Source organism: Chryseobacterium sp., from assembly GCF_022869225.1.
GTDB lineage: Bacteria > Bacteroidota > Bacteroidia > Flavobacteriales > Weeksellaceae > Chryseobacterium.
In genome coordinates this window covers 4,316,432-4,341,335 of sequence record NZ_JALIHL010000001.1, presented here as the reverse complement: position 1 = coordinate 4,341,335, position 24,904 = coordinate 4,316,432, and the positions used below count along the sequence as shown (strand labels likewise).

Here is a 24,904-nt window from a genome sequence, read left to right as displayed (position 1 = left end):
CATTCAGCACGTTTCACAAATATACAAAATATACCAAATGGTATATTTTATTTCTTTTTATAATCAAAAAAATGTCTTACCACATAACTTGGCAAGACATTTTAGTTCTACATCCGGCTCATCTGATCCAGTTTTTTCAGCAAAGCCGGGATCCTGAAAGCACCATACATCCGCTCAATTTCTGGTTTTATTTTATCTACCTCTATTCCTTTTGCTGTAAGGAAAAGAGGGGTCTTACTTTCTCCCCGGTATACGTTTCTTCTCTGGGAATCCGGAGCCGTAAACTCATTCTTTGCTATTCCAACAACGGGATACTGCTGATCTAAAGCATCATAAAGATATCCTCCAAGCCCATTTTCACCTTCATTATTAAGAGTAACATACCCATCAACAATTATGATATCTCCCTTTCTTACTGTAATTTTTTTCAGAAGGCTAAGGATACAGGGCAATTCTCTTTTATAGAAAGCACCGCTCTCATATCCGGAGCTGATAGCTGTCTGTTCGGTAAAAATCTCAACCTCTTTCTCAGAGGTCCATTCTTCAAATGCTATACATACCGTATTCGCATAATCCTCGTAATAATAGGTATCAAACGCGTAGATCATTATTTGTTTTCATCATTAAAAAATTCACCAAAATGCCACAGGATCCCCGACGGATCATGTACAAAACATTCTTTTCCCCATTCCATCGTTCTTACAGGCGTAAGCCTTACGTCTTCATATTTTTCGTTAAGCTGTAAGGCGATAAGCTCCTTCCAAAATTCATCAGTATTGCCAACTTCCATAAAAATCATGGTATTATCAATCCAGTCTTTAGCATAATAATCCTGAAGATAAAAACGGGTTCCCTGCAGGCTAAATAAAGATAATTTAGGTTCAAGGATAATTTCTTCAAAGCCCAGATCCCTGTAAAAACTACGGCTCACCTGGAAGTTTTTAGCCCCGATAAAAGGTCTGATCGATTTTATAGACTGTGTCATGTTTTCTGTAAATGATTGGTTAATTACAAAGGCACAAATCATTAATAAATCTTTGTGCCTCTGTGTATTTCCATATTTTTATATCCGTTACTTTTTATCTACTACTATTCTATCCACCCTGTTGGCGATATCCCAGGCAGTGGTAAAAATAAGCTGGGTACGTTTTTCCAGCAGTGGATAATCAATTTTTTCCGGGTCATCCGTCGGCTTATGATAATCTTCATGAATTCCATCAAAGAAAAATGCTACCGGAATATTGTGTTTGGCAAAATTATAGTGATCTGAACGGTAATAGAGTTGCTGAGGATCATTCAAATCATCATACTTGTAGTTTAATTCAAGGTTGTTGGTCCTTTTATTGGCAGCCTCGTTGATCACTTTCAGCTGCGAGCTCAGCATATCGGACCCGATGACATATACATATTGTTTTCCCCTGTTGGCAGGATCATCTCTCCCTATCATATCAATATTAAGGTCCACAACCGTATTGGCTAAAGGAAAAACAGGGTTCTCTGAATAGTATTCCGAACCAAATAAACCGTGTTCTTCTCCCGTAACATGAAGAAACAGGATCGATCTTTTAGGACTTTTCCCTGCTTTTTTAGCTTGCTGGAAAGCCTTGGCTATTTCCATTACGGCTACGGTACCACTGCCGTCATCATCAGCGCCGTTATACACTACACCATTTTTTGTTCCTACGTGATCATAGTGTGCCGAGATCACAACAATTTCTTCCGGTTTCTCACTGCCTTCTATAAAAGCAAGGATATTTTCAGAATCAGGAAGGTTTCCGCCGCCTCTTTTTTTCATAAATTCCGATGGAACTTTCTGATAAAAGGAGTTTAATGCCTTGGGATGTGAAATCCCCAAGCTTTTGTAATAATCAATAATATATTCACCCGCCTTTTTCTGTCCCGGACTTCCGGTATCTCTTCCTTCCATTGCATCAGAAGCAATTACATATAAGTTTTTCTTTAGATCATCTGCCTTAATCATTTTATAGGCAGCTGAAAAAGCTTTGTCATGGTTTATAGGAACAGAAGTGTTTCCGTCAGAAATATTTGCCGTTTTACAGCCAGTCAGCACAGCCATGGCAAATAACGGAATAAGCAGTTTTCTCATAAAAGAATAATTTTCTTAAAAATAATAAATTTTCTTGAATTGAAGCCTCAGAACATAAAGCTCTTCTCATGATTGAGAATAAAAATGACAGGACATGTTTAAAATTCAAAAATTACCACATTAAAACAGGTAATCCAAAAATGCTGTTATTTTTTTATTATATTTGACAAAAATGCAAAATAAATGAAAAGAATTCATGATTTCACTCATTATTCCTTTTTTACGGAAATGTCTGAGCTTGCTGTCAGGCATGGCAGTTTTGATCTTTCTTTGGGACTTCCGGATTTTGATATTGATGAACGGCTGAAAATCTTTTTAAAAGAGTCTGCAGACCTGGACAATCATAATTATGAACCTCTGGCCGGAAGCCCGTTGCTTATTGAAAACATTATTCAGTTTAATTCAAAACGTGCCAACGGTATTCAGCTCAGGACAGGTGAAGTCACTGTCGTCCCGTGTGCAACCTTTGCTTTATATACAGTATTAAAATCCGTTCTAAATCACGGAGATGAAGTCATCATTATTCAGCCCTCCTATTATACGTACGGACCTTCAGTAGTTATGAATGGAGGCATTCCTGTTTATTGTGATCTCGATCCTGATTTTACAGTCAATTGGGAAAAATTGAAAGATTGTATTTCTGAAAAAACAAAAGCTGTTATTGTTAATTCCCCACAAAATCCTACAGGAAAAATATGGAAGCAGGAAGACTGGAGCCAATTATATGAGCTCATCAAAAACAGGGAAATTTACTTGATCTCTGAAGAAATTTATGATACTTACTGCTATGATGATGCAGAGCATTACAGCTCGGTTCTTCATCCTGAACTGAAGAAAAGGACATTCTGTATTTTTTCATTCGGCAAAATGTTCCACACCTCAGGATGGAAAGTCAGTTATATGATCACGACTGAAGAACTGACCGCCTTATTCCGCTGCCACCAGCAATATATCTCTTATAGCGCCAATGCGCCCGCACAATATGCTTTGGCCAAGTATCTGGAAGTCTTTGATCCGGCGGTCAATAAAAAAGCCATGCAGAAGAAAAGGGATATTTTTAATACGATGATCACGGAAACGCCCTTACAGATCGAACAAAAATCAGAAGGAAGTGTTTTCCAGATTGTCAATTTCAGGAGTTTATCCAGCACAATGACTGATGTGGAATTTTCAAAATGGCTGACCGTTGAGAAAAAGGTAGCCTGTCTTCCCCTTTCTGCATTCTATCATTCAAGGCAGAATTCGGATTATATCAGATTTAGTTTTGCAAAAAATGATGACGTGATTATTCAGGCCCTGGAATACCTGCAAAAACATCTTTAATTTAAAAAATCAAACCCATAGGTTTTAAAGAAATAAAAAATGCCCCTAAAAAGTGTTTAACTTTTTGGGAGCATTTCCAAAGCAGTGCTTTTTATTATTAAATTGATTTTAAAGAGCAAGTACCCTCACGTCAATTCTTCTGTTTTTAGCTTTACATTCATCAGTATCATTAGCTTCACAGACCGGATGCTGGGAACCGTAGCCCTCTGCTTCCACTCTGTCTGCAGATACCCCTAATTCCAGGAGTTTCAGTTTCGCTGTCTGTGCTCTCAGATTAGATAACTGCTGGTTGCTTTCTTCATTTCCGGTATTGTCTGTATAACCTCCTAATTTGATCTTAAGATCAGGATAAGCATTTAAAATTTCTGCCAGATTATTCAGCTGCATTTCATATCCCGGCTTCAGATCACTGGCTCCTGTTTCAAAATAAAGATTTTCAATCGTATACCATTTATTAGGATCCAGAATGGTCTTATCTTTTTCTTTTACCGAATTGTACAGCTGGTATATCTGACTTTCTTCTCCAATAGCAATTGTTTTTCCTCCTGTTAAATTGACTTTTTTAATGCTTCCGGTCTCGTATACAAAATCCCCGTTTTCATTAAGATGTCCCTTCACCTCTTTCGGAGCTGAAACTGAAACTGAATCTACGGTGCTTATTCCTCCATGAGCAATTCCTGACAGGCGGGTTAAGCTTTCCAGCTTAGCCTTTCTATTGGCTTCGATCTTATCTTTATGAAGAACTGCTAACGTGGGAGCAATTACCAGTGAAACAATGGACATTAATTTAATCAGAATATTCATTGAAGGGCCTGAAGTATCTTTAAACGGATCTCCTACCGTATCTCCTGTTACGGACGCTTTATGAGGTTCTGACCCTTTGTAATACGTCTGCCCGTTAATATCTACCCCTTTTTCAAATGATTTTTTAGCATTATCCCAGGCTCCCCCTGCATTATTCTGAAACATTCCCATCAAAACACCGCTTACTGTAGCGCCGGCTAAGAATCCTCCCAATACTTCAGGGCCGAAAATAAATCCGATCAGTAAAGGTGAGATAATCGCAATTGCTCCCGGCAGCATCATTTTCCGGATAGAGGCATCGGTAGAAATAGCAACACATTTTTCATATTCAGGCTGTGCTTTTCCTTCCAGAATCCCCGGAATTTCACGGAACTGTCTTCTTACTTCCTCTACCATAGCCATCGCTGCCTGTCCCACTGCCGTAATCGCCAGAGAAGAAAAGATAAAAGGAATCATTCCGCCTACGAACAGTCCCGCCAGAACATCAGCTCTGTAAATATCAATTCCGTCAATTCCTGCTATCCCCACGAAAGCAGCGAAGAGCGCCAGGGCAGTGAGTGCAGCCGAAGCGATAGCAAATCCTTTTCCTGTAGCTGCAGTAGTATTTCCTACAGCGTCTAAAATATCAGTTTTTTCACGTACTTCTTTAGGAAGTTCGCTCATTTCGGCAATCCCTCCTGCATTATCTGCAATAGGGCCAAAAGCATCAATAGCCAGCTGCATTGCTGTAGTGGCCATCATTCCCGCCGCTGCAATGGCAACTCCGTAAAGTCCGGCACATAAATAGGATCCATAAATTCCGCCAGCCAGTACGAGAATGGGAAGCAGTGTAGATTCCATTCCCACAGAAAGCCCGCCAATGATATTGGTAGCATGTCCGGTAGAAGATTGTCTTACGATACTGGAAACGGGTCGTTTTCCTATTGCAGTATAATATTCTGTAATGATGCTCATTAAAGTACCTACAACCAGCCCCACCATGATGGCTCCAAACACTCCCATTTTAGTAAATTCATGCCCTCTAAGTACCATTTTCTCCGGAAGAAGATATGTTACCAGGAAATAAGATGAAATGGCTGTAATCACAATACTTCCCCAATTTCCTAAGTTCAACGCATTCTGTACACTGGATGTGGATGCTTCTTCATTATCATTGATTTTTACAAATAAAGTCCCTATCATGGAGAAGATAATCCCTGTTCCTGCAATAAGCATTGGCAGTAAAATAGGAGCAAAACCTCCGAAAGAATCTTCTGAAATGGTTTCTCTTCCCAAAACCATTGTGGCGAGAACAGTTGCCACATAAGAACCGAAAAGGTCAGCTCCCATCCCTGCAACATCACCTACGTTATCTCCAACATTATCCGCAATCGTAGCCGGATTTCTCGGATCATCTTCAGGGATTCCTGCTTCTACTTTTCCTACGAGGTCAGCACCTACATCAGCAGCTTTTGTGTAAATACCGCCGCCTACTCTTGCAAAAAGAGCGATGGATTCTGCCCCTAAAGAAAAACCGGTAAGGATTTCAATAGTTTTTTCCATCTCATGTGAATCTACAGTAGCGTCCGGTGCAAAAATCTGCTTAATGATTATGAAAAGGGCTCCCAGCCCCAATACAGCGAGACCTGCAACGCCCATTCCCATCACAGAGCCTCCGGTAAAGGATACCTTAAGAGCTTTTGAAAGGGAAGTTCTGGCAGCTTCTGCCGTTCTTACATTGGCCTTTGTAGCAATTTTCATCCCGATAAAGCCTGCTGAAGCAGAAAGTATGGCTCCCACAACAAAAGCAATTCCTATACTCCAGTGAGAATTGGAATTCGTAGTGCCCATCACTGCAAGCAAAATAGCGACTATAATCACAAAATAGGTTAAAATCTTGTACTCGGCCTTTAAAAATGCCATTGCACCATCCGCAATATGACCGCTGATGGTTTTCATTTTTTCGTTTCCGGCATTCTGCCTACTTACCCAATTGCTTTGAATATAAGTATACAGCAAAGCTATCACACCAAAAACAGGAATTAAATAGAACAAATCCATAGTTTATTATTTTTATATTAAAAAATTGTAATTCGTTTTATAAATATAATCAATTTCCAAATGATTTGTAAAATTCAAACATAATAATATATTATTTCATAAATTTGTTTGTCACCAAATTTTGAATTAAATGATTATGAAAACATTAATTTATACTTTTTTCTTGGCAGTCAGCATAAGCAGTTGTCAAAACAGGGCTCCGCAGGAAAAAGCTGAAATCCTTTATTTCGGGGGGCACATTCTCACAATGGAAGATGCTTCTCCCCAGGTAGAAGCCATAGCGGTAAAAGAGGGAAAAATACTTTTCACCGGAACAAAACAAGAGGCAGAGCGCTATTCAGATCCTTCAACAAAGCTGATTAATCTGAATGGCAAAACCCTTCTTCCAGGCTTTATAGATGTTCACGGGCATCTGACATCAAGAGCAGGAACCATGGATGCGATAGATCTCTCACCGGAGCCTTATGGGACCGTAAATTCAATCAAAGATCTTCAGCGTGTTATAAAAAATGATATAAAAGAAAAGAAAATATCTGATAAGCAACCGATTATCGGAAACGGATATGATGATGCCATTATGATAGAACACCGTCACCCGACAAAAGGAGAATTGGATGCTGTCAGCAAGACCAATCCTATCATTGTTATTCATGCTTCAGGACATGCCAGCGTGGCGAATAGTGCTATGCTAAAGTTCCTGGGTATAACAGAATCATCAAAAGACCCTGAAGGCGGTCATTTGGGAAGAGATAAGAAAACCGGGAAATTAAACGGAAAATTAGAAGAAAATGCAAGCTTTACCGCATTGCTTACCTTAACTGAAAAAATGAATAAAGGGAAAAATACCCAGGCCCATGCGATGGAAAACCTGATGAAAGCACAGGAAGAATGGCTTAGTTACGGGCAGACGACTATTTGTGATGGAAGAACAATGGGAGAAAGTGTTGCTCTTTTACAAAATGCAGCGGTCCAGCAACTTTTTAAGGCCGATGTCGTTTACTTTCCGGATTATGAATATTTTAAAAATGAGTTCAGCACTTTCAAACCCAAGTATATGCAGTATGAAAATCATCTGAAATTAGCCGGGTTCAAGTTCTCAGACGACGGGTCGCCGCAAGGTAAAACAGCCTGGCTTACTCAGCCCTATTTAATTCCGCCTGAAGGGCAGTCCAAAGATTATAAAGGATTTCCCATCTTTACGGATGAAACCTTATATACTGATTTGAAAACTCTGTTTCAGAATCATATCACTGCACAGCTGCATGTTAATGGTGATGCTGCAATAGATCAGGCAATACGGGTTATCAAAAGATTAAAAGACGAAAACATTTACAAACCTGGATTACGTGCTACCCTGATTCATGTACAGAACAGCCGCCCTGACCATATTCAAAAAATAAAAGAATTAGGTGTGATTCCATCCTATTTTTCTACCCATGCTTATTTATGGGGTGACTGGCACTATTCAAGTGTTTTCGGACCTGACCGCGCTTCTTTTATCAGTCCGGCCAATTCAGCATTAAAAGCCGGCATTCCTTTTACAATCCATCATGACTCGCCGGTCACTCCTCCGGACTTAATTACTGCCATGTATGCTGCGGTCAACAGAAAAACCCGGTCAGGAAGAATTTTAGGTCCCAATGAAAGAATTACGCCTCTTGAAGCATTAAAAGCAATTACCATTAATGCCGCTTATCAGCTACAGGAAGAAAACAGAAAAGGATCTATTACATCAGGCAAATTGGCTGATTTTGTCATCCTTGATCAAAATCCTTTAACAATAGATCCCGAAAAAATGCGGGATATCAAAGTCCTTGAAACCATTAAGGAAGGAAATTCTGTATACCAAAGAAACTAAATCTACCAGAATGCAACAGACACCCTCCATAAAATTACCTGATCCGTTAAGTTACAATCACGTTCAGTTATTTTTGGGCAGGACCATTATAAAAGATTTTCTTTTAATCCTCCCGATATACAAAAGACAGGCAAAATTGGCCTGTCTTTTATAATATGATATCAAAGAATTTATTATCCTCCGAATTTTTCTGCGTAGTCAGCCTGAGACGCTTTAATTACTTTTCTGGCGTGCTCTGCTCCGTATACTTCCTGGATTCTGCATTTTGCAGGCTCATCCGGTAAGTTCTTATAGGTTAAGAAGTAGTGCATTAATCTTTTAACTTCAGCTTCCGGTAATTCGGTAATATCTCTGAAATGTCCGAAAGCATGGTCATTGATCATTACCGCAACGATTTTATCATCAGCCTCTCCTCCGTCGATCATTTTGAAACCTCCGATCGGAATAGCCTCCATCAATAAACCTCCGGCGTGGATATTGTGAGAACTTAACACACAAATATCAAGCGGGTCATGATCTCCCATGGTCACATCATCAGCTCCAGCCTCAATCGCAAGCTTCATCACTTCATTATGACAGTATGTTCTTGGAACAAAACCATATAAAGCAGGGATGATATTAGAAAACTTCTGCGGCCTGTCTACCTTTAAATATCCTGTTTCTTTATCAACTTCATATTTGATCGTATCTGAAGGAACAATTTCCACAAATACATTGACAACATTTGGTGCATCCTCTCCTGCAGAAATTCCGTGCCATGGATGTGCTTTAAAATTTGGAATCATTATTTTATCTGTTATTTTTTAAGTTATTATTAAAATTTCTTTTCTCAAGTCCTCTATGGTGGCCGCAATATAATCGTTGCCCTCCATATAATTCATAATGAAAATGGTTTTAAACTCATCCAGATTGGCATTTCCGTTCAATCCTTCATAAGTTTGGTGAAGCAATTCTATAACTGCATTTTTAGAATCTACAATATTCTTCCATGAATTTTTTGAAAGGTAAAGCTGTTGTGACGAATTGTATTCAAATTCATCATTGATTGTTTTTTCTGTCAGGAAAATAAATTCATGAACAGCCAGCTCTTTATCAAACCTCTGAACAAGATTGGAAGGCTTTATTCTTTCAAGAAACAGTGTCATCCTTTCATAGGAATGGGTTTTATTCTCGGAATTTGATTTTACCGTTAGCAGCTTGATTTCCTGATTTTTAAGGGTAATATAAGAATGTACAAACTGTCTCAGCAAAACCAGAAAAGGAATTGCAACAATCAATGCAAAAGCATAAGGTAGATATTCTGAAAAACTAGCCATAATTTTAGGTGGCAAAATTACTAATATTTTCTGATATTACAGCTCAAATAAAGCAGGCCTTTGCGTAACTTCATGATAACATATGCTGTTTTCATCAAAAAAATGGTAAACCAGGCTTTTCCGCGTTCTGGTTTTATCAATATGAGGCTCTCCGCCGTGAAGAATATTAGCATGCCATATTAATAAATCCCCTTTTTTGGGCTCTGAAAATTTCTTTTTTCAAACCGAGCTCTTTCACCTTATTTTCAAGGAATTCTTCATAAGCGGTATAGCTTTTTTTACCGATCCTGAAGGCGGTTCCCTCATTGTCGTAATCGGAATTCAGAAAATATGGCAGTTTATGGCTTTTAGGAATATAATGCAGTGCTCCGTTGTTTTCATCCACATCCTCCAAGGCAATCCATACCCCAAGCAGTCCTCCCAGCGGATATGTGGTCATATGAATACTGTCAGAATGGGTCTTCTGCTGGCTTCCATTGATGAAATTAATGCTTTGAAAAAGTTTAGCCTGCCCATCCAAAAGAACAGATAGAAATTCTGTAAAATTTTTGTCAGTCCCGATATTTTTAAGGATTTCCGAATGATGAATCGCAAACATCAGTTTTCCTCCATACCGGAACGTAAGGGTTCCATCATTCATCAGCTTTTCTATTTCATCATTGATTTTATCTGCGTCTTCAGGACTCAGAAAGTTTCTGATGATCATATACCCGTTATCATCATACTGAAGGGCACTCTGTTTGCTCTCCGCTGATAATTCATTAAAAAAGGCAGTGGCCGAAAGCTTATCTCTGTCAACACTTCTTTCCGTAGCGGGAAGGTGGGCAAAATCTGCACTCGAGATGCTGGAAAAATAGTTCTTATGAAGCCCGTACTTTTTATACAGTGGAATATTATGCTTTAACTTACTCTTTTTAAACAGGTTATAAAGAATGTATGATAATTTATAGTTACGAAGTTGCTGGAACATAATTGCTGGAATAAGTAGATTATAAAGGTATGGAATAATACTTAATTAGAACCGATCTAAACAATGGTTTTTATCATATCAGAACAGTTTGCCTTTTAAAAGAAAAGATCCGAACTTTTTAAAAAGCTGTTCCTTGGAGCTTTCCATAATCGGATACGGTCTTAATGCTGGACGAAATCCCCTGAAAAACTCTTCAATATTAGGCAGCTCACCTCCTTCAAAATCAAAGATATGGGTTTCTATCGTCTCACGGATCACCTTATCAATAAGAACTGAGGCCCCTGATAATTTGACATAGTCCTTATCATTAAAAGTCCCTAAAAGAGCAACCATATTACAGTCGGAATAAGTCGCAATGACATTGATGATTCTCTGATGATAAAAAAATGCAGAAAATTTCAGATAATCCAGTTGATTTGAAAGTTGAAAAATCCTCATGAAATCAGGAAGATCACTTTCTTTATGCAATCCTATCATATTCGGTTCTATAAAGATTTTAGCTTCTTCATAGCCGATGGTTTTAATTTCCGAATTTGTTACTACTTCTTCATCGAGCCTGAGCTTTCTTTTTCTTTTCGGTGAATACCGGGCATAGACTTTTTCATATGAATCGGGGTAGATTAAAAAATTCTTCTTCAACTTCAATTTTGTACGAAGCTGATTGAAATCATTAAATGAATAGGCTCTTATCAAATAATTTTTTTTCAGATAATCTAAAAATCTTTCATTAAGTTCCGGATCATCTTGAGCAGAAAAAACACCTAACTGCTGGCAAAGCTTAGGATTATGAACAATTTTAATTCCATATTTCCGTATAAAAGGAACAGGCATCACCGCTTCATAATCTTTATAAACCAGGATTTCCCATTGCTTTTCCGAAGTAATATCTAAAAAATCTTTGGTCGCAGAATATTTTTTCTGCTCAGAATTTTCTAAGCATTGAGCATATTTTATAAAATCAATTTCATGGTATTTTAATCTTCTAATCATAATAGTCCTGCGTCTGAAAAACTAAAATAAGAATCCTGGGTGACGATAATGTGGTCTAAAAGCTGGATGCTTAATGTTTTCCCTGCTTCTTTTATTTTTTGAGTAATGCCCATATCTTCCTTACTCGGTTTTAAACTTCCGGAAGGGTGATTGTGTGCTATAATAATGCCTGTTGAAAAATAATCCAATGCTGTCTTGAACAGAATTCTTACATCTACAATAGACTGGCTTATCCCTCCATGGGTCAGCTGTGAAATATGGATCACTTTATTGCTGTTATTCAGAAAAATGGCCCAAAATTCTTCAGTTCTCAGATCAGATAACTGGTTTTTCAGAATGGAATAGGCATCATTACTATTCCCAATCGTTGATCTTTCCGGAATTTCCTGTCCTGCTCTTCTTCTTCCTATTTCGAGGGCTGTTGCAATAGAAATCGCTTTAGCTTCACCTATTCCTTTAAATTTCATTAAATCTTTAACCGAAAGAAGGCTTAGCTGGTGCCAATTATTGTTTACCGACTTTAAAATTTTCCTTCCCAGTTCCACCGCACTCTCATCTTTATTTCCACTTCCCATAATAATAGCCAGTAACTCAGAATCAGAAAGTGAGTTTTTACCTTTATGTAAAAACTTTTCTCTCGGTCTGTCGTCTTCTGCAAGATATTTTATAAGCATGAGAAATAAATTATAAGTGGTGAATTAATAGAATGCATATAGAATAATAGGCTGTTTTGACTGATCAATGTATTTTGCCGTTTCATTAAAAGCATTCGTAGAAAGCATCGGACATCCCAGACTTAAACATGCAGGATCCGAAGATTCCTTATCCGGTATACATCCGTAAGAATGGAGCACAATAGCTCGCTGCATCGCATTGCTATTGGTCACATTTAATCCCTTTAAACGGTATGCCTTTCCAAATTTCCCCATATAGCTTTCACGAATTTCATACATCCCCAGTGAGGATTGATAGGTTCCTTCAGTATTGCTGAACTGCAAATCGTTTGAATGAGGAATGACTGATCCTGAGCCATGAGACACAACAGCTTTTTGTATGACTCTGTTCTTTTTCAGATCATAGATGAAGTAACGGTATTTCCCGGAATGTATCTTAAAATTGATAAAAACGGCAAATTCCTGGTTATAATCTTTCCCTTTGAGATAATTTTTAATCTCAGAGATTTTAGACTGAGGTATCCCCAAAGGGTCCATCTGCTGAGATTCAGCTTTTGAACAGGCGGTCAACAGCATACAAAGGAAAATAAAGTGTTTCATCATCTGGCTGAACTCTTATTCTATGATCATTCCGTCTTTCATAACAAGCTTACGGTCAGTAATTTCCGCAAGATTCGGATTATGCGTTACAATAACAAACGTCTGATTGTACTTATCTCTAAGATCAAAGAACAATCTGTGAAGGTCATCTGCATTTTTTGAATCCAGGTTTCCTGTAGGCTCATCTGCAAAAATAATCTTTGGTGAATTGATCAATGCTCTTGCCACAGCTACTCTTTGAGCCTCACCACCCGAAAGCTGGTTAGGTTTATGTTGCAGCCTCTGCTCGATTTTTAAATCTTCAAATAAAGCATATGCTTTTTCAAGAGCTTCTTTTTCATTGGCTCCGGCAATTTTAGTGGGAAGCAATACATTTTCCAAAGCTGTAAACTCCGGAAGGAGCTGATGAAACTGAAATACAAAACCAATATTCTGATTCCTGAATTTAGACAACTGTTTATCATTCATATTGATGAATGATTCTCCAGCGATTGCAATTTCCGTATCATATTTGGATGAGTTGCTAGGATGATCCAACGTTCCTAAAATCTGCAGTAATGTAGATTTACCAGCCCCTGATTCACCTACAATAGAAACGACTTCTCCCATTTTGATGTGAATATCAACACCTTTCAGTACTTCTAAATTCCCATAAGATTTATGGATATTTCTTGCTTTAATCATGATTCAAAAATAGTGAATAAACATAAATAAACGAAATGTTTACTTTGAAACATTTCGTTTATCTCACCCTCTAAGATATAAAATCTCAGTTAATGTATACGGCTTTATTTCTGGCTGTTTTTAATTAATAAGAATATAATAAATATAATTTATCAATAGAGCTTTTATGACTGATAATTTCAGCCTCTCTTCCTTCAAAAAAGAAATACGGGTAATCCGGACGCTCTATCTAATTTTTCAAACCTATCCATCCATATAGCATCCATATTTGGTTTCCAAAAACCGTTTAAGCCCAAAAACAAAAAAACCTCCCGAAAAAGGAGGTTTTAGTATTGGTAATTCAGAAATTACAGTAACAATGTTAATGGGTTTTCTAAATATGTTCTTAATGTCTGTAAGAATTCAGCACCTGTAGCACCGTCCACTACTCTGTGGTCACATGCTAATGAAAGCTTCATTGTGTTTCCTACTACGATCTGACCATTCTTAACAATTGGTTTTTCAATAATTGCTCCAACGGATAGAATAGCAGAGTTCGGCTGGTTGATGATACTTGTAAACGTTTCGATTCCGAACATTCCCAGGTTAGAAATAGAGAAGGTAGATCCTTCCATTTCATTTGCTTTAAGTCCTTTATTTTTAGCTCTTGAAGCCATATCTTTTACGGAAGCAGAGATCTGGGTATAGCTCATCTGGTCTGTATTTTTAAGTACAGGAACCACTAAACCGTCAGGAATCGCTACTGCTACGCCCACATTGATATTTCCTCTGTGGATGATCTTGTCTCCCGCCCAGCTTGAATTTACCTGAGGGTGTTTTCTTAAAGCAATAGCAGTTGCTTTAATGATCATATCATTGAAAGAAATTTTAGTATCCGGTAAAGAGTTGATCTCTTTTCTCGCTTCAATCGCTTTATCCATGTTGATTTCAACCATCAGATAATAGTGAGGGGCAGAGAATTTACTTTCAGCAAGGCGTTTTGCAATTATGTTTCTTACCTGCGAGTTTGGAGTCTCTGTATCTTCTCCCTGAACGAAGTTTACTGCCACTTGAGCAGCTGCACCTGCAGCCGCAGCTGAGGCAGCCGGTTTCGCCTGGGACGGCTGATAATTTTCAATATCTTTCTTAACGATTCTTCCATTTTCTCCGGACCCCTGAACACTGTTGATATCAACTCCTTTATCCTGAGCCATTTTCTTAGCTAAAGGAGAAATTGCTACCCTGTCAGAAGAGGAAGAGCTGGCAGCCGGAACCGCTTTTTCTTCAGTTTTAGCTTCTGCTTTTTGTTCAGCCGGTTTTTCTGATGTCTGGCCGGCAGCTTTTGAAGTACCCACAGATGAAACATCTGTTCCTGCAGGGCCGATGATCGCCAATACGGAATCCACCGGAGCGGCACCACCTTCTTCTACTCCCTGCTTCAACAGTACCCCGTTGAATTCAGATTCGAAATCCTGAACGGCTTTATCCGTCTCGATTTCAGCAAGAAGATCTCCTTCTTTTACTGTATCGCCTACATTTTTGTGCCATTTCGCCACTTTCCCTTCCGTCATCGTATCCGAAAGTCTTGGCATTGTAATAACTTCTACTCCTGCCGGAACCTCTGCAGCAGCGGGTTCAGCAGCAGCCTGAGCTTCTGCTTTAGGCTGTTCTTCTGATTTATTTTCCTCAGAACCGGCACTTGGAGCAGCCGCACCACCTGTTAATCCTGAAATATCTTCTCCTTCATTACCGATAATCGCCAAAACAGAATCTACAGCAGCAGCACCGCCTTCTTCTACACCCACGTATAAAAGAGTACCTTCTACTTCAGATTCGAAATCCTGAACTGCTTTATCAGTTTCAATTTCAGCTAAAATATCTCCTTCTTTTACTTTATCTCCTACTTTTTTATGCCATTTCGCCACTTTCCCTTCCGTCATAGTATCCGAAAGGCGGGGCATCGTAATTACTTCTGCCATAATTTTTTTTATTTGAAAATTTAGCAATTTGAAAACTTGAAAATTTAAAAGGGACATAATACCGTCTCATTTCCAGATTTTCAGATTTCCAAATTAACCCATTATCTTTTAGTTTTCTAATTTATCTAAGAATGGATAATCTTCCTGAGCATATACATACTCATAGATCTTTTCTGCTTCAGGATATGGAGAGTTTTCCATAAACTCGATGCACTCATCAACGAAGTCTCTGGACTTGTTATCCATAGCTTCCAATTCCTGTTCTGTAGCCCATCCGTTTTCTAAAATCCTGTGTTTTACCAACTCGATAGGGTCATCATTTTTATGAACAGCTACCTCTTCTTTAGATCTATACGGTTCTGCATCAGACATAGAGTGTCCTCTGTAACGGTAAGTTCTTGCCTCAATAAATGTAGGTCCGTCTCCTCTTCTTGCTCTTTCAATGGCCTCATAAGCTGCTTCAGCTACTTTTTCAGGATCCATTGCATCTACTGCAAGACAAGGCATTTCATATCCTAATCCTAATTTATAGATATCTTCATGGTTTGCTGTTCTTTTTACAGAAGTTCCCATTGCATATTGGTTGTTTTCTACCACAAATACAACAGGAAGTTTCCAGTTCATGGCCATGTTAAATGTTTCATGTAATGAACCTTGTCTCGCTGCTCCATCTCCAAAGAAACAGATATTGACAGCCTTTCTGTCAAAATATTTATCTGCAAAAGCAATACCTGCTCCCAAAGGAATTTGTCCTCCTACAATACCATGACCACCATAGAAACGGTGTTCTTTACTGAAAATGTGCATAGAACCACCCATACCTCCGGATGTTCCAGTCGCTTTACCACAAAGTTCCGCCATGATTCTCTTAGGATCTACTCCCATCGCCATTGGATGGATGTGGCATCGGTAAGCAGTAATCATACTGTCTTTTGTTAAATCCATTGCATGCGTGAATCCGGCAGGGATTGCTTCCTGACCGTTATACAAATGTAAAAAGCCTCTGATCTTTTGTTTTAGATAAAGAGAACGGCATTTGTCTTCAAACCTTCTCCACATTGTCATATCTTCATACCACTTCAGGTATACCTCTTTAGAAAATTCTTTCATGTGTTAGCTCTTGCTTTTTTATGATGAAATAATTGAGCAAAATTATGAAAAAAACTTTATTTTTATTGTATACATACCAATTGTTTTTTTGGTTATAGTGTTATATTTGACTTTTAAACTTTTAATATGGAAGAAAAGAGCTCTTCGCTGATACATAAAATTTCAAAGGTCATCTCAGATTTTTTTAATCCACTGATCTCTCTTTTTATTTTTTTTATTTATATGAGTATAAAAGCTTATACATTTAAAGATTCACTCTCCTATTTCCTGCCTGTATTATTAATGATCATGGCTCCGGTTGTGATCTGGCTTGTGTGGAATGTCAAAACAGGAAGATACACCAATATGGATGTATCCAACCGGATTCAGAGAAAGACATTATATATATTCATTGCAGCCTGTGTGATTATTTATCTGGCCTTCAACTATATCAGAAACGGATATATTGATCTTGTTATGCTGTTTATCTTAATTCTGCTTCTGACTTTGCAGGTCAGCAATTTATTTATTAAAAGTTCCATGCATACCGCCTTCAATATCTTCGTGGCGGCCCTATTTTTCTCATTAAACTGGAAAATGGGAGTGCTGTGGCTGGGCATTGCTGCTTTGGTTGGAATAACGAGAATTATTTTGAAGAGACACACCATAAAAGAAGTATTTATGGGGGCTGGAATAGCATTTCTGATATCTTTTATCTATCTTTATTGCAATATACAATTTCAACATTAAGAAAATACATGAAAATAAATCATCTTACTGCCGCGGAGGAAAACTTTATGAAGCTGTTTTGGAAACTGAATTCATTTTATCTTAAAGATATTATGGAGCAGCATCCTGAACCCAAACCACACCAGAACACGGTGTCTACGTATTTGAAAATATTGGTTGAAAAAGGCTATCTGTCTACGGTGAAAGAAGGCAGGATTTTTAAATATTCTGTGCTTGTCCCTTTTGAAGATTACAAAAAATTTCTATTGAAAGAACTTTCACATCACTTTTTTAATGATTCGGGAAAAGAGATCCTGGAGTTTTTATTTAATGAAAAATTAATATCGCAGGACGATCTTAAAGGCTATTTTGATCTTAAAATAGAGATCAAACCTTCAAAAATTGAAGAGCCGAAGTTTGAATTTGCAGAGGAGATCCTAAGCCCTAAAAAAGAGAAAAAAGTAAAAGCAAAAAGACAAAGAAAAGGATAAAGACAAGGACAAAAAGAAAAAGAAGAAAAAAGTATAAGGTAATGCACAGCTTATGAAAACAAAATTTCTGGAAATAACAGGGAAAGCGAAAGAGGTCATCTTTCGCTTTCCTATGGTTCTCCTGATGGCTTTACTCGCGTCTATCGGAGCGGTATGCCTCTATGAAACCAATTATTCAGAACGTTATTTTTTCACCTGTTCCAAATTTACGATCTGCTCCTGCTTGGGAATATCATTAATGTTCGCTCTGAAAATGCTTTCTCAACGGATAGGAAAAAGTTATATGCTCGAATCCCTGGGAGTCATTTTTCTTATTGGATTTTATTATATCTTACCTGGTGATAAAAAAGATTTCACAGAAGTATATAAGTATATTATTATAGTAACATTCCTTCTTTCCCATCTTCTGGTTTCCTTTATCGCTTTTTTAAGCCGAAACAAAGAACTCAATTTCTGGCAGTACAACAAGAATCTCTTTGTCAATACAGTGCTTACCGTCATATTCACAGGAGTTCTTACAGGTGGTATGGAACTGGCTGTTTTAGCGGTTGATAAACTTTTTGACTTTAAGTTTAATAACAGGGTCTACTTTGATCTTTTTTTCTTTCTGGCGATCTCCGGAAGTTGTCTCAATTTCCTGATATTTAATGAAAGAGGACTGCCTTATCTTGAAAAAGACAGCCAGTATCCTGTAGTTTTAAAATTTTTCACTCAGTTTATCCTGATCCCGCTTCTTTTGATATATGCTGTTATTCTTTACTTTTATTCGTTTAAAATACTGATCAACTGGGAACTTCCGAGAGGCTGGGTTTCCTACCTGGTACTCGCTTACAGTATTGTGGGGATTCTTGCTTTATTACTGGTTCATCCTTTGAAAGAAGACCATACAAAGTCCTGGGTAAAGGCATTTTCAAAACTATTCTATTATACTGTCATTCCATTAGTTGCCTTACTTTTTGTGGCTATTTTTACCAGAATTTTAGAATACGGATATACAGAGCCCAGATACTTTGTATTGCTTCTGGCTGTATGGCTGACAGGTTTAGTGGCTTATTTTATTTTGAATAAGAAGTCAAGCATCAAATTCATTCCGGTAAGTTTATTTATCGTAGGAATATTCTCCCTTATATTTCCTTATCTGAATGCCTTTAGCGTAGCAAAAAGAAGCCAGAAAAATGAATTGATCAGACTTTTAAAAGAAAATAATCTTCTTATCCGTAATACAATCGATTTCAATAAAAAAATATCAGATCCTGTGATCAATACAATGGCCTCCCAGTTTGAATTTTTAATTAAAAGAAAACAGGAAGATTTCTTGTTAGGTCTTGTGGATGCTAAAATGAAAGCCAAATTATCAAAAGATTTTAAGGAGCCTTACTATTGGAGCATCAACAATTCTTTAAGAAATGCCTTTACCTATGCTGATAAAAATTCCGGAATCACGGCGTATGAACAGCTCACCCTGGAGCCTGAAACAGAGGTAGTGAATATCAAAGGATATCAGTATTTGATTAATTTCCAAAGCTATAACAGGGAATCAAAAGAAATTAACGGAGATACATTTCTTATCGATAACCAAACAAAGATTAATGAATCCGAAGGTCTCAGGGTGATCCTCAACTCCCAGGAAGAAATAGACTTTACTCCAGCCATTCGTAAGCTTTTTCAAGAAAAAGTTAAGACAACAGGAATTGTCAAATTAAAAGAAGTTTCTGTTGAAAATGATTTGGGCAAGTATCATCTCAAAATAATATTCAAAAATATCTCAATGGGGAAAAGTTCTTCCGGTACCCATGATTATCTGTATTATAATGATGCCCTGCTTCTGATTAAAGAAAAATAAGCATAAAAAAAGCGGCTTAAAAGCCGCTTATATTTTTTACCAACGTTTTCCACCGCCGTTTCCACCGCGATCACTTCCACCACGGTTGTTACCGTAGCTTCCGCCACCTCTGTTGTTTCCATAACTACCACCTCTGTTGTTATCGAAACTTCTTCTTGGCTTCTCTTCTCTTGGCTTAGCTTCAGATACGTTTAACGTTTTTCCGTTGAATTCTTTCTGATTAAGAGCTTCGATAGCTTGTTGTCCTTCTTCATCACCCATTTCTACGAAACCGAAACCTCTTGAACGACCAGTTTCTCTGTCCGTAACGATTTTAGCTGATGATACGTCTCCAAATTCTGCGAATAGATCATGCAACTCATACTCTTTAGTTGCGTAATTGATGTTTGAAACAAAAATGTTCATTTTAAATAAAATTAAAAAATTAATAAAAATTTGGTATATAAAAGAAAAACAACATAAATTAATGAACAAATATTGATTCCAAATATAAACGTATGCAAGATACAATTAAAAAATTCAAATCAAAGATTTTTTTTGACTGTTTTTCACATTTATTTGATTTTATCTTTTCTATTAACTGATTTGGAATTAATATTTATTGCTAATCAATAAATATTTACCGATATTTACACAAAAGTTAAATTTAGTTAACAGATAAGAGGCCTCACTGCACTAAAAAGAAAAACAAACCATCATACCGTTATGCCCATAATAATAAACCTCGATGTAGTAATGGCAAAAAGGAAAGTATCGCTGAACGAGCTTTCTGAAAAAGTAGGAATTACCCTGTCTAACCTTTCTGTTTTAAAAACGGGTAAAGGAAAAGCAATCCGGTTCAATACTCTGGAAGCGATCTGTAAAGCCCTGGATTGTCAGCCCGGGGATATTTTAGAGTATAAAGAATAGTTATATTATATACTAACACCTATTTAAAATCAATTCAATCATGAACCAGCATACCACCAATTACATCAATACCTTTATTGAAACCGCCGAAGACTGTCCCGCATCTCACTCCCAGATTCCTCCGGACAAAAAAGAGAAAACCCAGGCCTGCCTGCAGTATGAAAAAATAATAAAAAATCCTTATCTGTATTCTTCTGATGACATTATCTTTGAATGGTATGCCCTGAAAAATGATATTTCCCAAAGTGAAAAACATGAAGCAAGAAATATATTCTTTTCCAAGGGACAAGCCTGTTTAAGATCTTCTCCTCTCGCCAAGAGATACGGCTTCGGCTTTCATCATAACCAAGAAGGAAAGGTAGCGCTTTTCCCAATAGAAAGCGAAGAATATCAAAATTTTTTAAATGACCCTTCCATTACCAAAGTAAAAGCAATGCGTTCCAAAAGAAAATGATTGAGAAAATGAATAATCTTCTTTGCATCAATAAATAGTATTCTTTTGAAAAGCCCGGTATTAAACACTAAATTTGCACTACAAATTATTAGAATATGAACTACCATACCAGAAAATGGGTAAAACCTGAAGATTTAAATCCTAACCATTCCCTTTTCGGAGGAAGACTTTTACAATGGATTGATGAAGAAGCGGCATTATATGCCATCATCCAGTTGGAAAACACAAAAGTAGTTACAAAATTTATCTCAGAAATTAATTTCGTAAGTTCTGCCAAACAGGGAGATATTATAGAAATTGGTATTGAAGCCACACATTTCGGGTCCTCCTCGATTACGCTAAGATGTGACGTCAGAAATAAAATGACCCACCAGACGATTATTACCGTTGATAAAATTGTAATGGTCAACCTTAACAGCGAAGGAAATCCTGCCCCACACGGCAAAACTCAGATTGAATTTGTAAAAGACAGATTAAACGGCAGTCTATGAAGGTTTTCATAAAAAACATGGTGTGCAACAGGTGCATTTCTGCCGTTGAAGATATTTTCAATAAAGCAGGCGTGGGGATCAGCTCTGTCATATTAGGAGAAGTTGAAACTGAAGCTGAAGTTTCTGTTGAAAGCATGCAGCGTGTCGAAAAAGAATTGCTTGAAACCGGTTTTGAAAGGATCATGGACTCTGCCCATCAACTGGTTGAAAAAATCAAAAATCTGGTTATTACAAAGATCAGTGAACTTGATATTGCCGAAGACTTTCTGCTTTCTGAATTTTTAAGCTCAAAACTTCACAAAGAGTACAGCGCCCTGTCCAAAACCTTTTCACAAAACGAAAACATTACCCTCGAACAGTTCTTTATCCTTCAAAAAATTGAAAAAGTAAAAGAACTCCTTTTATATAATGAATTTACTCTTACTGAGATTGCAGGAAAACTCGGATATAAAAGTGTACAGCACCTATCTACCCAGTTCCGCAACAGCACCGGTTTTACACCGACTGAATTCAAGAAACTGAAAGAACACAATAGAAAATCCCTGGATAACCTGTACTATTTTTGAGAGAGAGTATTAGGCTTCCGGGCGTCAACATGCGAGCGATAAGGATGCACTCCCGCTCTCCAAATCCTCAACCACAATTTTATAACTATTATCCTTAAATTTATAACAACCTTAGGTTTCCATTTTGGAAATTTGTAGTATAAATTTAAGAATCATGCAACGACAGTATAAAATACTTGGAATGACCTGTTCAGGCTGCCAGAAAAAGATTTCAAACCAGCTGAATAATGTCAAAGGCATTACAGCAGAGGTAAATCTGGAAAACAATACAGCAACGATCACCTCAGATCATGAAGTAGAACTATCTGTTCTGAATAACGCTTTAGCTGAAATAGGAAAATACAAACTGGAAGATCCCAATCATCCTGATCATGCGTTTGTAAAACCCCAGGACCGCGTATCTCCGTCTTCGGTCTATTATTGCCCGATGGAATGTGAAGGAGACAAAGTCTATTTCAAACAGGGGGAAAGATGCCCTGTCTGCAAGATGTACCTGGTCCCGATTGAAGAGAAACTTGCAAAAGATCCTCTCCATAAACCTGCTTATTCATCTGCCCACCTTCCTGAAAACTTCAAAAACAGTATTGGAAAATATTATTGTCCAATGTTTTGTGAAGGTGATAAAGTCTATGATGAAAAAGGCGATTGCCCGGTATGCCATATGCATTTAGAGGAAATAACGGAAGGGCTTGTCAACAATGCGGATTCTCATGCTCACAATCATAATCATGGCCATCATCACCAACATCACGAAACTCCTGCAGTCACGGATGAAATGGCAGGTAAATATTACTGCCCTATGTACTGTGAAGGGGATAAGACCTATGACTCCAATGTAGGATGCCCGGTATGCGGGATGGACCTTGTAAAATACCCGGAAAAGAAAACTGCCAAATATACGTGTCCGATGCATCCCGAGATTATTCGTGACGAGCCGGGAAGCTGTCCGATCTGTGGGATGGATCTGGTAAGAATGCCTGACAGCGGAGATGAGGAAGAAGATAAGACCTACAATATTCTAAAAAGGAAATTTATTATTTCATTGGCATTTACCATTCCGGTATTCATTCTTTCCATGGGTGGAATGCTGATCAATTTTCCTTTTCCGCACCAGATACAGGCTATTATAGAACTGGCTTTAACGCTTCCGGTGATGTTCTACTCGGGATGGTTCCTGCTGAAAAGAGGCTGGGTTTCTTTTAAAACCTGGAATCTCAATATGTTCAGCCTTATTGCACTAGGTGTTGCTGCCGCCTTTATATTCAGTATTGTTGCGTTGGCCTTTCCAGGCATTATTCCTCACGAGATCCGTGGGCATAATCATGAAATCCCGTTATATTTCGAGGCCGTCTGTGTCATTTTAACACTGGTTATTTTAGGCCAGTTAATGGAAGCGGCAGCTCATAAAAAGACAGGAAATGCCATCAAGGAATTAATGAACCTTTCACCGGATGAAGCCAATATTATAGTCAATGGTGAAGAAAAAGGGTTTTGCTTTCTCAGGTAAAAATAGGGGATCTTTTAAAGGTAAAACCGGGTGAAAAAATTCCGGTGGACGGTAAAATTACAGAAGGAAATTCCATAGTTGACGAAAGTATGATCACAGGAGAGCCTGTTCCTGTTGAAAAAAGTGTGGATGATAAAGTTTCTTCAGGAACCATCAATGGCAACCAGGTATTTATTATGAAAGCTGAAAAGGTTGGGGATGAAACCCTTCTTTCACAAATCATTAAAATGGTCAATGAGGCCAGCCGGAGCAAAGCACCTATTCAGAAACTGACCGATAAGGTTGCAAAAGTATTTGTTCCCGTAGTCATCCTGATTGCTGTATTAACTTTTGTTCTGTGGCAGTTTTTCGGCCCCGAAGGAAAAAGAAGTTTATTTGCTTTTGTCAATGCCGTGGCAGTTTTAATCGTAGCCTGTCCCTGTGCCCTCGGGCTGGCCACTCCTATGTCTCTGATGGTAGGAATTGGAAAAGGCGCTAAAAACGGTATTCTGATCAAAAACGCGGAAGCTCTTGAACAAATGAATAAAGTAAATGTTCTGATCACCGATAAAACAGGAACTTTAACGGAAGGGAAACCGTCTGTAGAATATATTGAAACGGTAAATAATGCAGATAAAAATCAAATTTTAAAACTGGCATTCTCACTAAACCAAAATTCTGAACATCCCCTGTCCAATGCGGTGATCAAAAGAGCGAAAGAAGAGCATATCTCAGCAGAGAAAGTAGATCGGTTTGAAAACATTTCTGGAAAAGGAGTTAAAGGCAGCATTGGCGGCAAAACCGTTTACCTGGGCAATGAAAGTCTTTTGACTTCGCATCAGATCCGGATTCCGGAAGGCTTACGACAGAAAGCTGTAGAAGTACAGTCAAAAGCACATACCATCTCTTATATTGCGCAAGACCAAAATGTATTAGGATTTATCAGCTTTACCGATAAAATTAAATTAAGCTCCAAAAAAGCAGTAGAAAGGCTGATGAGCGAAGGTATTGACGTCATAATGATGACCGGAGACAACGAACATACCGCGAAAGCAGTGGCGGATGAACTGGGAATCAAACATTTTAAAGCGAACTGCCTTCCTGAAGATAAATTAAATGAGGTAAAAAAATTACAGCAGCAAGGGAAAATCGTTGCGATGACCGGTGACGGGATCAACGACTCCCCTGCTCTTGCGCAATCTGACGTAGGTATTGCAATGGGAACAGGAACAGACGTTGCGATTGAAAGTGCTGAAATTACTTTACTGAAAGGAGATATCATGGGGGTTGCAAAAGCAAAGCTGTTAAGTGAAAAACTCCTTAAAAATATCAAAGAGAATCTATTCTTCGCATTTATCTATAATGTATTGGGAGTTCCAATAGCGGCAGGATTATTGTATCCATTTTTTGGAATTCTGTTATCACCGATGATTGCAGCTGCAGCCATGAGCTTCAGTTCATTATCTGTGATCCTGAATTCATTGAGATTAAATTCTGTAAATCTGGATATAAAATAATCATA

Annotated in this window: 23 protein-coding genes and 1 pseudogene; 10 read left to right on the top strand and 14 right to left on the bottom strand. The window is 37.9% G+C overall.

Annotated elements, in window-relative coordinates:
- Nucleotides 1-107 precede the first annotated feature (107 nt).
- From MUW56_RS20295 to MUW56_RS20285, 3 genes are all read right to left on the bottom strand, one after another.
- Entirely contained in the window at nucleotides 108-608 is a 501-nt protein-coding gene (locus MUW56_RS20295) for an endonuclease V (RefSeq protein WP_292014901.1), read from the bottom strand.
- Nucleotides 608-985, bottom strand: coding sequence for a glyoxalase (locus MUW56_RS20290; RefSeq protein WP_292014900.1), 378 nt, complete (start codon nucleotides 983-985; stop codon nucleotides 608-610). The genes MUW56_RS20295 and MUW56_RS20290 overlap by 1 nt, the downstream gene beginning before the upstream one ends.
- Nucleotides 986-1,072: 87 nt before the next feature.
- Complete coding sequence (locus MUW56_RS20285) at nucleotides 1,073-2,107, bottom strand: M28 family metallopeptidase (protein WP_292014899.1); 1,035 nt, start codon at nucleotides 2,105-2,107, stop codon at nucleotides 1,073-1,075.
- A 183-nt stretch (nucleotides 2,108-2,290) separates the two neighbouring features.
- Between MUW56_RS20285 and MUW56_RS20280 the strand changes: the two genes are divergently transcribed.
- Nucleotides 2,291-3,430: an aminotransferase class I/II-fold pyridoxal phosphate-dependent enzyme gene (locus tag MUW56_RS20280; RefSeq protein WP_292014898.1), complete on the top strand. Its 1,140-nt coding sequence runs from the start codon at nucleotides 2,291-2,293 to the stop codon at nucleotides 3,428-3,430.
- Between the two features lie 108 nt (nucleotides 3,431-3,538).
- Here the strand turns inward: MUW56_RS20280 and MUW56_RS20275 are convergent, their stop codons facing one another.
- A complete protein-coding gene (locus tag MUW56_RS20275) occupies nucleotides 3,539-6,274 on the bottom strand; it encodes a sodium-translocating pyrophosphatase (RefSeq protein WP_292014897.1) in 2,736 nt (911 codons plus the stop codon).
- A gap of 136 nt (nucleotides 6,275-6,410) precedes the next feature.
- Between MUW56_RS20275 and MUW56_RS20270 the strand changes: the two genes are divergently transcribed.
- Nucleotides 6,411-8,132, top strand: coding sequence for an amidohydrolase (locus MUW56_RS20270; RefSeq protein WP_292014896.1), 1,722 nt, complete (start codon nucleotides 6,411-6,413; stop codon nucleotides 8,130-8,132).
- A 173-nt stretch (nucleotides 8,133-8,305) separates the two neighbouring features.
- Here the strand turns inward: MUW56_RS20270 and MUW56_RS20265 are convergent, their stop codons facing one another.
- From MUW56_RS20265 to pdhA, 9 genes are all read right to left on the bottom strand, one after another.
- A complete protein-coding gene (locus tag MUW56_RS20265) occupies nucleotides 8,306-8,917 on the bottom strand; it encodes an inorganic pyrophosphatase (RefSeq protein WP_103293645.1) in 612 nt (203 codons plus the stop codon).
- A gap of 18 nt (nucleotides 8,918-8,935) precedes the next feature.
- On the bottom strand, nucleotides 8,936-9,448 hold the full coding sequence (locus MUW56_RS20260; RefSeq protein WP_292014895.1) for a hypothetical protein: 513 nt from the start codon (nucleotides 9,446-9,448) through the stop codon (nucleotides 8,936-8,938).
- 166 nt (nucleotides 9,449-9,614) lie between these two features.
- Nucleotides 9,615-10,418: a phytanoyl-CoA dioxygenase family protein gene (locus tag MUW56_RS20255; protein ID WP_292014894.1), complete on the bottom strand. Its 804-nt coding sequence runs from the start codon at nucleotides 10,416-10,418 to the stop codon at nucleotides 9,615-9,617.
- Between the two features lie 78 nt (nucleotides 10,419-10,496).
- Nucleotides 10,497-11,408, bottom strand: coding sequence for a hypothetical protein (locus MUW56_RS20250; RefSeq protein WP_292014893.1), 912 nt, complete (start codon nucleotides 11,406-11,408; stop codon nucleotides 10,497-10,499).
- The gene (gene radC, locus MUW56_RS20245) at nucleotides 11,405-12,082 is read right to left on the bottom strand and encodes a DNA repair protein RadC (RefSeq protein WP_292014892.1); all 678 of its coding nucleotides are present in this window, start codon (nucleotides 12,080-12,082) and stop codon (nucleotides 11,405-11,407) included. Before radC ends, MUW56_RS20250 begins: the two co-directional genes overlap by 4 nt.
- Before the next feature lie 24 nt (nucleotides 12,083-12,106).
- On the bottom strand, nucleotides 12,107-12,685 hold the full coding sequence (locus MUW56_RS20240; protein ID WP_292014891.1) for a murein L,D-transpeptidase catalytic domain-containing protein: 579 nt from the start codon (nucleotides 12,683-12,685) through the stop codon (nucleotides 12,107-12,109).
- A 12-nt stretch (nucleotides 12,686-12,697) separates the two neighbouring features.
- Nucleotides 12,698-13,366, bottom strand: a complete 669-nt coding sequence (locus tag MUW56_RS20235) for an ABC transporter ATP-binding protein (RefSeq protein ID WP_292014890.1) — start codon at nucleotides 13,364-13,366, stop codon at nucleotides 12,698-12,700.
- A gap of 347 nt (nucleotides 13,367-13,713) precedes the next feature.
- A complete protein-coding gene (locus MUW56_RS20230; protein WP_292014889.1) occupies nucleotides 13,714-15,324 on the bottom strand; it encodes a 2-oxo acid dehydrogenase subunit E2 in 1,611 nt (536 codons plus the stop codon).
- Between the two features lie 108 nt (nucleotides 15,325-15,432).
- Nucleotides 15,433-16,434 (bottom strand): pyruvate dehydrogenase (acetyl-transferring) E1 component subunit alpha, encoded by a 1,002-nt coding sequence (gene pdhA / locus MUW56_RS20225; RefSeq protein WP_292014888.1) that lies wholly within the window; start codon nucleotides 16,432-16,434, stop codon nucleotides 15,433-15,435.
- A gap of 126 nt (nucleotides 16,435-16,560) precedes the next feature.
- On the opposite strand from pdhA, the gene MUW56_RS20220 reads away from it, so the two are divergent.
- Genes MUW56_RS20220 through MUW56_RS20210 form a run of 3 tightly spaced genes read left to right on the top strand, consistent with a single transcriptional unit; the run spans nucleotide 16,561 to nucleotide 19,476 of the window.
- Nucleotides 16,561-17,163, top strand: coding sequence for a phosphatase PAP2 family protein (locus MUW56_RS20220; RefSeq protein ID WP_292014887.1), 603 nt, complete (start codon nucleotides 16,561-16,563; stop codon nucleotides 17,161-17,163).
- A gap of 8 nt (nucleotides 17,164-17,171) precedes the next feature.
- Nucleotides 17,172-17,633: a BlaI/MecI/CopY family transcriptional regulator gene (locus tag MUW56_RS20215; protein ID WP_292014886.1), complete on the top strand. Its 462-nt coding sequence runs from the start codon at nucleotides 17,172-17,174 to the stop codon at nucleotides 17,631-17,633.
- Between the two features lie 52 nt (nucleotides 17,634-17,685).
- The gene (locus tag MUW56_RS20210; protein ID WP_292014885.1) at nucleotides 17,686-19,476 is read left to right on the top strand and encodes a DUF4153 domain-containing protein; all 1,791 of its coding nucleotides are present in this window, start codon (nucleotides 17,686-17,688) and stop codon (nucleotides 19,474-19,476) included.
- A gap of 36 nt (nucleotides 19,477-19,512) precedes the next feature.
- Here the strand turns inward: MUW56_RS20210 and MUW56_RS20205 are convergent, their stop codons facing one another.
- Complete coding sequence (locus MUW56_RS20205) at nucleotides 19,513-19,881, bottom strand: RNA-binding protein (protein ID WP_292014884.1); 369 nt, start codon at nucleotides 19,879-19,881, stop codon at nucleotides 19,513-19,515.
- A 300-nt stretch (nucleotides 19,882-20,181) separates the two neighbouring features.
- On the opposite strand from MUW56_RS20205, the gene MUW56_RS20200 reads away from it, so the two are divergent.
- From MUW56_RS20200 to MUW56_RS20180, 5 genes and pseudogenes are all read left to right on the top strand, one after another.
- Nucleotides 20,182-20,385 (top strand): helix-turn-helix transcriptional regulator, encoded by a 204-nt coding sequence (locus MUW56_RS20200; RefSeq protein ID WP_292014883.1) that lies wholly within the window; start codon nucleotides 20,182-20,184, stop codon nucleotides 20,383-20,385.
- A 40-nt stretch (nucleotides 20,386-20,425) separates the two neighbouring features.
- Nucleotides 20,426-20,839 (top strand): DUF6157 family protein, encoded by a 414-nt coding sequence (locus MUW56_RS20195; RefSeq protein WP_292014882.1) that lies wholly within the window; start codon nucleotides 20,426-20,428, stop codon nucleotides 20,837-20,839.
- Between the two features lie 95 nt (nucleotides 20,840-20,934).
- On the top strand, nucleotides 20,935-21,330 hold the full coding sequence (locus MUW56_RS20190) for a hotdog domain-containing protein (protein ID WP_292014881.1): 396 nt from the start codon (nucleotides 20,935-20,937) through the stop codon (nucleotides 21,328-21,330).
- On the top strand, nucleotides 21,327-21,896 hold the full coding sequence (locus tag MUW56_RS20185) for an AraC family transcriptional regulator (RefSeq protein ID WP_292014880.1): 570 nt from the start codon (nucleotides 21,327-21,329) through the stop codon (nucleotides 21,894-21,896). The genes MUW56_RS20190 and MUW56_RS20185 overlap by 4 nt, the downstream gene beginning before the upstream one ends.
- A 154-nt stretch (nucleotides 21,897-22,050) precedes the next feature.
- Nucleotides 22,051-24,899: pseudogene (locus MUW56_RS20180) on the top strand (heavy metal translocating P-type ATPase).
- The last annotated feature ends 5 nt before the right edge of the window (nucleotides 24,900-24,904 follow it).